Source organism: Rhodococcus sp. IEGM 1372 (assembly GCF_030056835.1).
Classification (GTDB): domain Bacteria; phylum Actinomycetota; class Actinomycetes; order Mycobacteriales; family Mycobacteriaceae; genus Rhodococcoides.
Genome location: NZ_JASHKS010000049.1, coordinates 18,678 through 29,254, shown reverse-complemented (window position 1 = coordinate 29,254; position 10,577 = coordinate 18,678). Strand labels below are relative to the sequence as shown.

General features: G+C 63.3%; 8 protein-coding genes. 3 read left to right on the top strand and 5 right to left on the bottom strand.

Going from position 1 to position 10,577, the window contains the following annotated elements:
- Window positions 1–210 precede the first annotated feature (210 nt).
- The 3 genes from QM590_RS23670 to QM590_RS23660 form a co-directional block, all read right to left on the bottom strand.
- Complete coding sequence (locus tag QM590_RS23670) at window positions 211–912, bottom strand: DUF2334 domain-containing protein (protein WP_269596605.1); 702 nt, start codon at window positions 910–912, stop codon at window positions 211–213.
- Window positions 913–967: 55 nt separating this feature from the next.
- Complete coding sequence (locus tag QM590_RS23665) at window positions 968–1,477, bottom strand: glutathione peroxidase (protein WP_411567392.1); 510 nt, start codon at window positions 1,475–1,477, stop codon at window positions 968–970.
- Between the two features lie 130 nt (window positions 1,478–1,607).
- Complete coding sequence (locus QM590_RS23660) at window positions 1,608–3,005, bottom strand: cation:dicarboxylate symporter family transporter (RefSeq protein ID WP_269596603.1); 1,398 nt, start codon at window positions 3,003–3,005, stop codon at window positions 1,608–1,610.
- Between the two features lie 193 nt (window positions 3,006–3,198).
- On the opposite strand from QM590_RS23660, the gene QM590_RS23655 reads away from it, so the two are divergent.
- Both QM590_RS23655 and QM590_RS23650 read left to right on the top strand, forming a co-directional pair.
- Window positions 3,199–4,734, top strand: a complete 1,536-nt coding sequence (locus tag QM590_RS23655) for a sensor histidine kinase (RefSeq protein ID WP_269596606.1) — start codon at window positions 3,199–3,201, stop codon at window positions 4,732–4,734.
- The gene (locus QM590_RS23650; RefSeq protein WP_269596602.1) at window positions 4,731–5,405 is read left to right on the top strand and encodes a response regulator; all 675 of its coding nucleotides are present in this window, start codon (window positions 4,731–4,733) and stop codon (window positions 5,403–5,405) included. The genes QM590_RS23655 and QM590_RS23650 overlap by 4 nt, the downstream gene beginning before the upstream one ends.
- A 678-nt stretch (window positions 5,406–6,083) precedes the next feature.
- On the opposite strand, the gene QM590_RS23645 is transcribed toward QM590_RS23650, so the two are convergent.
- Both QM590_RS23645 and QM590_RS23640 read right to left on the bottom strand, forming a co-directional pair.
- Window positions 6,084–8,219, bottom strand: a complete 2,136-nt coding sequence (locus tag QM590_RS23645; protein ID WP_269596601.1) for a S9 family peptidase — start codon at window positions 8,217–8,219, stop codon at window positions 6,084–6,086.
- The gene (locus tag QM590_RS23640; RefSeq protein WP_149404987.1) at window positions 8,216–9,100 is read right to left on the bottom strand and encodes a phosphoribosylaminoimidazolesuccinocarboxamide synthase; all 885 of its coding nucleotides are present in this window, start codon (window positions 9,098–9,100) and stop codon (window positions 8,216–8,218) included. The genes QM590_RS23645 and QM590_RS23640 overlap by 4 nt, the downstream gene beginning before the upstream one ends.
- A gap of 62 nt (window positions 9,101–9,162) precedes the next feature.
- Between QM590_RS23640 and QM590_RS23635 the strand changes: the two genes are divergently transcribed.
- Window positions 9,163–10,575, top strand: coding sequence for an MDR family MFS transporter (locus QM590_RS23635; protein WP_149404986.1), 1,413 nt, complete (start codon window positions 9,163–9,165; stop codon window positions 10,573–10,575).
- The last annotated feature ends 2 nt before the right edge of the window (window positions 10,576–10,577 follow it).

Below are 10,577 nucleotides of genomic sequence, written 5' to 3'. Positions count from 1 at the left end.
GAGCTCGGCGTGTCGAACCAAGGACCGGATCAACCGTTATTCAGACAGTCCCCCGGGGAGCGGTGCACATACGTCTGAGCGCTGCAGAGTCACATTCACGCAACTTCCAGGTGTGCGTGAATGTGCACATTGCATACGTCTGAGGCGTGCAAGGGTCCATTGACGCGGGGTGGGGTGGGGCGGGCGGGGTGGGGGCAGCGAAACAGACCGCTAGGCCACGCGAGAGTTGGTGCGCGGAATCCACTCGTACACGCCGGCTTCGGCTCCGTGGTGCAGGGAGAGGTCGATGGCGTCGAGGATTGCCTGTCGCGGTCCGGGGCGTCCGAGTTGCTTGGCACTGATGGCCAGACGCACCACTCCGTCGCGTCGGGCGGTGCGGCCTGCGCCGAGTACCAGTGCCTTGAACCACCAGGGCTCTGCTTTGAATCCTTCGCCGATTCCCCACACTCTCGCGCGCACGACGCCGTCGCGTTCGAGGTCGTGAATACCGTTCAGCGCGGCCAACATTCGGAATCCCGCGTCGGGCAGAGCCTCGACGGCACCGGGTGAGGCGATCCAGCGTGGAGCAGCGAACACCCGAGTACGCAGGCCGGTCTGCTCCATGACGCGGTCCGCCGCCATCAGACGCAGCCGGGCTTCGTGACGCGGCAGCGCTGCGAACTCGGATCGTCGACGCTTCGTCGCGGCCTGGTCGTAGCCGTGCAGAACGATCGCGTCGCCGGCGTCGCGTCGGGCCCGCAACCATTCCTGGGTGGGCACGTCGGCCGCGAGGCGGTACTTGTCCTTCAACCGTGGTGCCACGAGCAATGACAGAGGGACGCCTCGCCCGTCGAGGATCCGCGCGAATTCGGCGGCGTGCTCGAAGGTGTCGTTCTTGATACCGCTCACCGACACGATCAGGCGTCCAGACATGACTCGAGCCTCGCACACCAGCGTGAACGAGGCTCGAAGTCGATGCAGACAGGAGCTAAACGGCGATCGTTTCCTTCGGCAGGATCTTGTCGATCGCGGCGAGCACCTCAGGAGCGTCCGGCTCGGTGCGCGGGCGGAAACGGTTGGTGACGACGCCGTCGGGTGAAATCAGAAACTTCTCGAAGTTCCACTGAACGTCTCCGGCTTTGCCTTCGGCGTCTTCGGTCTTGGTCAGCTCGGCGTACAACGGGTGCTTGTTGTCACCGTTGACATCGACCTTCTCGGTCATCGCGAAGGTGACGCCGTACGTGGTGGAGCAGAAAGTTTCGATCTCTTCGGCGGTACCGGGCTCCTGGCCACCGAACTGGTTGCAGGGCACTCCGACGACCGACAGACCACGTGACGAGTATTCGTTGGCGAGCTTCTCGAGCTTCTCGTACTGCGGGGTCAGTCCACACTTGGAGGCGACATTGACCACGAGGACGGCCCTTCCGGCGTACTCGTCGAGCGAGGTGGGCGCACCACCCAGCGTGTTGATGCCGATGTTCTGAACTTCAGTCATCACCTGAACTTACCTGTGAGTACCGACAGAATGGAACCGACGTACAAAAGCAAGTACGACCCCGCTGGTGGCGGGGTCGTACTTGCGTTCTTCCGAACCGGGCGACGGGGGGATGCGCGGCGCCCGGCAGGTCTTACGCCTTGGCGGCGGACTTTTCGATGATGACCTGCTTGTCTGCGGGCCGGTCGTCCTCGGGGAGATGGTCGTCGACCATGGTCTCCTCGTCGAACGGGAGGCCGCCGTCGAGCACCGTGTTGACCCGGTCCTTGTCGATGGTCTTGGTCCAGGTTCCCACCAACAAGGTGGCGACCGCGTTGCCGGAGAAGTTGGTAACGGCGCGCGCTTCGGACATGAACCGGTCGATTCCGACGATCAGCTGGACTCCGTCGAGCAGCTCGGGGCGGTGGCTGGACAGACCGCCGGCCAGCGTGGCCAGGCCGGCTCCGGAGACTCCGGCTGCGCCCTTCGACGCGATGATCATGAACAGCAGCAGCGAGAACTGCTCGCCGATCGAGAGCGGCATGTTCATGGCGTCGGCGATGAAGATCGAGGCCATCGTCAGGTAGATCGCGGTGCCGTCGAGGTTGAACGAGTAACCGGTGGGGACGACGATGCCGACGGTGGTGCGCTCGACTCCGACGTGCTCCATCTTGGCGATCAGACGCGGCAGGGCCGACTCGGAGGAGCTGGTGGCGACGATGAGTAGGTACTCACGAGCCAAGTACTTGACCAGCTTGAAGATCGAGAATCCGGTGACGAACTTGAGGATCAGGCCGAGGAAGAAGAACACAAAGATGAAGCAAGTGATGTAGAAGGCCAGCATCAGAGTGCCGAGCTGGATGACGGCGTCGAAGCCGGTCTTGCCGACAACACCGGCGATGGCACCGAAAGCACCGATCGGGGCGAGCCACAGAATCATGGTCAGGATGCGGAAGACGAGCTTCTGTACTGCGCCGATGCCCTTGAGAATGCCCTCGCCGCCCTTGCCCATGGCCTGCAATGCGAACCCGACCAGGATGGCAACAAACAGCGTCTGCAGCACGCTGCCTGCGGTGAGCGCGGACACCAGGGTGTCAGGGATGATTCCGGCGATGAAGTCCATGGTGCCGCCGGCCTCGTGCGCGGTGTCCGCCAGCTTCAGCCCCGCATCGTTCGGAGAGATGTTCAGGCCGTCACCGGGTTTGATGAGGTTGCCGACGACCATGCCGATTCCCAGGGCGATGGTGGACATACCCAGGAAGTAGGCCAGGGCGATACCACCGGCCCTACCGACGCTCGCTGCAGCGCGGACCGAACCGATGCCGAGCACTATGGTGCAGAAGATGACCGGGCTGATCATCATCTTGATCAAACTGATGAACAGCGTTCCGAGAATGGACAGGTCGGACCCGAAGTCCTTCCAGATCAGGCCGACGATCACACCAGCGATCACCGCGATGATCACCGCGATGTAGAGCCAGTGAGTCTTGTCGCGCTTCTTCTTGGGCTCGGTGGGCGGGTTGTCGAACCGCTCCGCATCGATGGTTGTCATGAATGTTCCTTCTGGGTTCCGGTGAAGCGAGAGTCGAACTTGCTGACTTCGTGACTATGGGGAGTGGAGTGAGGTGCATCACCCCTGCTGAGAGATGATGTTGCTCGACGCCGTGACTGGAGTCACCTATACGTTCATTTCGTTCACGTCCGATGTATTGCACGAAAGGAATGCGTTGTCCTCGAAGCGCCCGCTGAGCGTCGCCGGCCAGGTCTTGGTGTTGCAGCTCGTCGTCATCGGCGTCGTCGTGTTCGCCGGCGGCATCCTGACGGTGCTCAACGAACGGTCCAACAGCGACGACGCGACCCGACGCGAAGTCACGGCGATCGCGGTGAGCATCGCCAACGAACCGTCGACGCCTATCGCGATCGAATCCGACGACCCGACGTCGCGTCTGCAACCGGAAACCGAGAAGATCAGGCAGGTCACCGGCGTCGACTTCATCGTCGTCATGGCTCCGGATCGCACCCGATTCACGCACACCACCGTCGACCTGATCGGTAAACCGTTCAGCGGCAACATCGATCGCGCATTGCAGGGCGAGACGTTCACCGAGACGTACGTCGGTTCTCTCGGGCCGTCGATCCGATCCGTCACGCCGGTCACCGATTCGGACGGTGAGCTCGTCGGCCTCGTCTCTGCCGGCGTCACTCGTCAGAAGATCAGCGACCAGTTTCTTCAGGGCCTTCCGCTCATCATCGGGGTCGTGCTCGCCGCCTTCGTCGTCGCCGCAGCTGGTTCGACATTGCTCAGTCGACGGCTCCGGCGTCAGACACTGGGAATGGCACCGGCGGAACTGCGCACGATGTACGAGCATCACGACGCGGTGCTGCACTCGATCGGTGAAGGCTTGTTGGTGTTCGGCCGCGGCGACGAGGCCGAGTTGGTCAACGACGAGGCCCGACGCCTCCTCGATCTACCGGAGGGCCCGGTCTCGTTCGAGTCGTTGCCGGAGTCGATGCAGCAGATGGACACCGGCATCGTGCGCGGCGAATTGCATCTGACGAAGGATCGCGTCCTCGTCGTCAACCAGGATCCGGTGATGTGGGAGGGCCGACGCCTGGGCAATGTGCTGACGATTCGCGATCAGACCGAATTGCGTTCCTTGATGGGTGAATTGGACTCGGTACGCAGCTTCGCGGAGTCGCTGCGTTCGCAGGCTCACGAGTCGGCGAACCGGCTGCACACCGTCATCACGATGGTCGAACTCGGCCGACCCGAGGAGGCCGTCGAGTTCGCGACGGCCGATCTGGAACTCTCGCAGGCCCTCATCGATCGCCTGATGAACGCGGTCAGCGAACCTGCACTCGCTGCACTGCTGCTGGGCAAGGTCAGCCAGGCCGCCGAGCAGGGTGTGGAGCTGACGATCACCGACGACACGGCAATGGAGCACGAGGGCGTGCTCACTGCACGTGAATTGGTCACGCTGGTAGGCAATCTGATAGACAATGCCATCGATGCCTCGAAAGAATCCGACCAGCCGTGGGTCGAAGTGACGGTCCGTGACGCCGACGGTGAACTCGTCGTCAGGGTCGCAGACAGTGGTCCCGGAATGCCACCGGAGACGCTCAAAGCCGCTCTGCGGCGCGGCTACTCGACCAAGTCCGGCTCACGCGGCCTCGGCCTCGCCCTGGTGACTCAGGTGATCGGTCGCCATCGCGGCACCTTGACCTCGGAAGTGACGTACGGGTCGGTCCTGGTTGCGACCATTCCGGGAGCCGCCTCGTGATCCGGGTACTGATCGTCGACGACGAACCGCTGATCGCCGAGGCTCACAAGACGTACGTCGAGCGCACCCCGGGCTTCGAGGTGGCCGGGGTGGCGCATACCGGCGCTTCGGCCATGCGCTTCGCCAGTACCGAGGCCGTCGATCTGGTGTTGCTCGACATCGGCCTGCCCGACGCGAGCGGCATCGACGTGGCCGCTGCTCTCGGCGGTCTGCGGCCGAGTCCCGACGTCATCGCCATCACCTCCGAGCGGGATCTGTCGGTGGTGCGTTCGGCAGTGGCGCACGGCATCGTGCTGTATCTGCTCAAGCCCTTCACATTCGCTGCGTTCCGCGACAAACTCGAGCGCTATCGCGAATTCCACGCCGCATTGCCGGCCGGGGAGAACGCGTCGAGTCAACGCGACATCGACCGCGCCATGGCGCATCTACGGACGGCCGACGAACGCGTCTCGACACCCAAAGGCATTGCCCCGCAGACGATGGACGGCATCACCGCCAGCGTCAAGGAAGCGGCCGACGGACTCAACGCATCCGAGGCGGCAAAGGTCGTCGGAGTCTCCCGAGTGACAGCATGGCGCTACCTCGAGCGCCTCGCCGACGACGGCCTGGTCGCCCGGCACACCGAATACGGTAAGGCCGGGCGACCTCAGGTGCGATACACCTGGAGGTAGAGACTTGCCATGACTGCTCAAACGATACAAAGCTGATGAGCTCCTGCACCGATCGCACCGAGTTCTTACCCAACACCGGGTAGACACCGTATCGAACGCCGCCTGCTCAACTGGGTACAGCCACATCAGCGAAGTGACGATTCTCGTCTATCGCTCGACGGAGCGCTCGGTCAAATCATCGAAAAAACCGACCGATCCCCTTGCTTTGCCGCCGCGAGCCCAGTAACGTTCAGTTCGTTAGGCTGCGAAACATAAATCGAAAGTAGGGATTCTATGCGTAACATCCGACGCCTCACAACGGTCGCCGCAACCACAATGGCGTGCGGTGCTGCCGCCGCTCTGATTGGTGCGGCACCCGCATCCGCATCCGGCTACGTGATGGGGTACTACCCGTCGAAGCAAGCATGCATGGACGACGGAACTGCCAAATATGGTCCGCAAGGCTGGATCACGGCCAGCGGTTGGGGATGCGGGTACACACTTTCCCCCGACAGCCCCGAGGATGCTTGGACGCTATGGATGGACCCTGGCTTCCAAGACTAGTTCGGCAGAAGCGCTACCCAAAGTTGCAAATTCTGGAACCAGAGATGGCCGGACCTTCGGGACCGGCCATCTCTGTGCCACGCGAACACCGATCTGCCGTTTGTGCGACATACTCAAACGGCAAATCCAATCGAGTCAACTCGAACCGAGGTGGGTGCCGGTCCTGTCGACGATCCACGCGTACTCGAAAGCCGCTTCTTTCCACTTCTCGTATCGTCCGCTGACGCCGCCGTGGCCGGCGCTCATTTCGGTCTTGAGCAGCAGGTCCGAGTCACCCGTCTTCGTTGCTCGCAGTGCAGCAACCCATTTGGCTGGCTCGACGTACAGAACGCGGGTGTCGTTGATGGACGTGATTGCCAGGATCGACGGGTAGTCCTTGGCCTCGACGTTCTCGTAGGGGCTGTACGACTTCATGTAGTCGTACACCTCCTTGCTGGCCAACGGGTTTCCCCATTCGTCCCATTCGATGACCGTCAGCGGCAACGACGGATCCAGGATGGAGGTGAGCGGATCGACGAACGGAACGTTGGCGAGAATGCCGTTGAACAGCTCCGGCGCGAGGTTGGCCACCGCACCCATCAGCAATCCGCCCGCGCTGCCGCCGTCGGCGACGAGATGCTTCGGCGAGGTGCGGCCGGTGTCGATGAGATGCTCTGCGGCAGCGATGAAGTCGGTGAAGGTGTTCTTCTTCTTCAGCGTCTTGCCGTTGTCGTACCAGTGCCTGCCCATCTCGCCGCCGCCGCGTACGTGGGCGACGACGAAGACGATGCCGCGGTCGAGCAGCGAGAGCCGCGCCACCGAGAACGACGGGTCCATCGAGGCCTCGTACGATCCGTAGCCGTAGAGCAGCGTCGGTGCGGGGCCTTCGGGCACGTCCTTGCGTGCGATGACCGACAGCGGAATCTGCGTGCCGTCCGGCGCGGTGGCCCACTCGCGGTGCTGAACGTAGTCACCGGCGTCGAACTTGCCCAGAACCGGCTGCGATTTGCGGAGCAGCAGTTCACCACTGGCGATGTCGAGGTCGTAGACCTGGCCGGGGGTGATGAACGAGGTGTAGACCATCCGCAGCAGCGGCTGATCCCATTCCGGGTTGGAGCCGGCTCCGACGGAGTAGAGCTCCTCGTCGAATTCGAGCTCGCGGTACTCGCCGTATCCCTGATCGGTCAGCGGCCAGATCGCCATGCGGGTCAGGGCTTCTCGACGGTACGTGAAGATCAGGTGGCCGGCGAAGGCGTCGATGTCCTCGACGCGGACGTCGTCTCGATGCGGAACCAGAATGCGCTGATCGAGTGGGTCCGAGACCGGAGCTTCGGCGAGCAGGAAGTTCTCGGCATTCTCCCCCTCGGTGCCCCAACCGTTGACCGAGCCGTTGTGGGTGATGAGGAATCGATCCTCACCGGCCACGACGGCATGTTCGATGCTGTATTCGACGCCGTCCGTGCGGGGCAGTACGACGCGGAACTCGCCCTCGGGATCGGCGGACTCCAGCACGAGGCATTCGGAGGTGATCTTCGAGCCGACCCAGATCATCAGGTACTTCTCGCTGCGGGTGGAACCGAAGCCCACCCAGTAGCTTTCGTCGGGTTCGTGGAAGACCTTGACGTCCCCGGACTTGCCGAGGGTGTGTCGCCAGACGGTGTCGGGACGCCAGGATTCGTCGACCGTCAGGTAGAACACGTGCGTGGCGTCGGCAGTCCAGGTGGCCCCGGGCGCGACGTTCTCGATGGTGTCGGCGAGCAGCTCGCCGGTCTCCAGGTTCTTGAAGCGCAGCGTGTAGCGCTCGTCGCCCTCGGTATCGGTCGAGTACGCCAGCAGCGTGCCGTCGAGGCTGATCGAGAACGCGCCGAGGGAGAAGAAGTCGTGACCCTCCGCTTCGACATTCGCGTCGAGCAGGACCTGCTCACCGGGAACGTCCACGTCGGACGACAGCGTGGGCGGTGTCCAGTCGTCGGGAGAGTCGACGGGGCAACGGCATTGGAGACCGTACGACTTCCCCTCGACAGTGCGTGAGTAGTACCACCACTGCCCCATACGCGTCGGCACGGACAGGTCGGTTTCCTGGGTCCGCGACTTGATCTCGTCGAAGATCTTGCCCCGCAACGATTCCAGGCCGGCGGTCTGCTGCTCGGTGTAGGCGTTCTCGGCTTCGAGGTAGGCGATCACCTCGGGATCTTCCTTGGCGCGCAACCATTCGTAGTTGTCGATGAAGGTGTCGCCGTGATGGGTGCGCTCGAGTGGCACCTTCTTGGCAATGGGTGGGGTGATCGTCATGGCGTGACCCAATCGTCGAAGTTCAGGCCCGAGATGCGCTCGTAGGCCTCGATGTAGCGGCTGCGGGTTGCGGCGACGATGTCGTCCGGCAACGGTGGCGGTGGAGTGTCGGAGTTGCGATCCCAACCGGACTCGCCGGTCAACCAGTCTCGAACGAACTGCTTGTCGAAACTGGGCTGAACGCGACCTTCCTCGTACGAATCGGCCGGCCAGTAGCGCGAGGAATCGGGCGTGAGTACCTCGTCGGCGAGGACGAGGTTGCCGTCGGCGTCGGTACCGAACTCGAACTTCGTGTCCGCAAGGATGATTCCGCGTTCCAGAGCGAAGTTGGCTGCCCGCGTGTAGATCTCGATGGTGTCTTCACGCAACTTGAACGCAAGTTCGGCACCGACCTGCTCGACGGCCTGGTCGAAGGTGATGTTCTCGTCGTGGTCGCCCAGTTCCGCTTTGGACGCGGGGGTGAAGATCGCCTCGCTGAGCTTGCTGGATTCCAGGAGCCCCGGCGGAAGTTCGACGCCGCACACCTTTCCCGTCGCGTTGTAATCCGCCAGCCCGGAACCGGTGAGGTACCCGCGCGCGACGCATTCGATCGGAACCATGTTCAGCTTCTTCACCACCAGGGCGCGGCCGACCAATTCGGCGGGGATGCGTTCGTCGAGCGGATCGCCCGCCAGATGATTGACGCCGCCGAGCTCCTCGAAGAAGAACACGCTCATCGCCGTCAACACGCGTCCCTTGTCCGGGATCGGGGTGTCGAGGATGTGGTCGTAGGCCGAGATTCGGTCGCTCGCGACGAGCAACAGATGCGCGTCGTCGATCGTGTACAGATCGCGGACCTTGCCGCCGGCCAGATGCTCGTAGCTACTCAGTGATGGTCGCACGGTGTTCAACACTATCTGGGCCGGTGGCGGCGGGGGTGTCGGCAGGCATCAGACTGGTAGCCGTGGCAACGAACAACACGACATCGGAAGTCGGATTCCGCTCCGAACGCGGGCCGATACTGATTGCGTTGATGCTCAGCACGTCGCTGGTAGCCCTGGACGCGACCATCATCGCCACGGCGGTGCTGTCCATCGTCGACGACCTGGGCGGCTTCACGCAGTTTCCGTGGCTGTTCTCCATCTATCTTCTGGCACAGGCAGTATCGGTGCCGCTGTACGGAAAACTGGCCGACCTGTTCGGCCGCAAGAAGATCATGCTGTTCGGCATCGCGGTGTTTCTGCTCGGCTCGATACTCTGCGGCCTGGCCTGGAGCATGCCCGCCCTGATCGCCTTCCGAGCAGTTCAGGGTCTCGGCGCGGGCGCCGTGCAGCCCATGGGCATCACCATCGCCGGCGATATCTACACGCTGGCCGAGCGCGCCAAGGTGCAGGGCTACCTGGCCAGCGTATGGGCCATGTCCTCGGTGCTCGGGCCCGCGCTCGGCGGAATTTTCTCCGAATATCTGTCGTGGCGCTGGATCTTCTTCGTCAACATTCCGTTGTGCGCGCTGGCCGCGGGAATGCTGTGGCGCAAGTTCGACGAGGGAGCCGTGGAACGCACCAAGCCCAAGATCGACTACCTCGGTGCCGTGCTGCTGACGGTGGGCGCAGCCCTGGTGCTACTGGGACTGCTCGAGGGCGGCCAGTCCTGGGCATGGAACTCCCCCGTCAGCATCGCCATCTTCGCCGCCGGAGTCTCCTTGCTCGCCGCTTTCGCAGTGGTTCAGACCAGAGTCGAGGAGCCGATCCTGCCGCTGTGGGTGTTCACCCGTCGAGTCCTGGTGGTCAGCAGTTTCATCTCGCTGCTCGTCGGTGCGTTGATCCTCGGCCTGACGTCCTACGTTCCGACGTTCGTGCAGGGCGTGCTCGGCACCGGCGCGATCGTCGCCGGCTTCGCGCTGTCGACCCTCACACTCGGCTGGCCCATCGCGGCATCACTCTCCGGGCGGGTGTACCTCCGGTTCGGTTTCCGCACCACGGCACTGATCGGTGCCTCCATCGCGGTCGTCGGAGCGGCATTCGCCACCGGCCTCGGTGCCGGTTCCCAGGTGTGGCAGGTGGGTGCGGTGTGCTTCGTGATCGGCCTCGGTATGGGCCTGATCGCCAGCCCCACCCTCATCGCCGCCCAGTCGAGCGTCGAATGGTCCGAGCGCGGCGTCGCCACCTCGACCAACATGTTCGCCCGCTCCATCGGCAGTGCAGTCGGGGTCGCAATCTTCGGTGCCATCGTCAACTCACGCATCTCCGACGACCCGAGCCCCGAACAACTGTCCGACGCCATCCATCCGGTCTTTCTGGGCGTCCTGGCGGCGGCAGCGGTGATGGCCGTCGCGGCACTGTTCATGCCCAAACGTGCGAAGGAACCGACGCGATAACC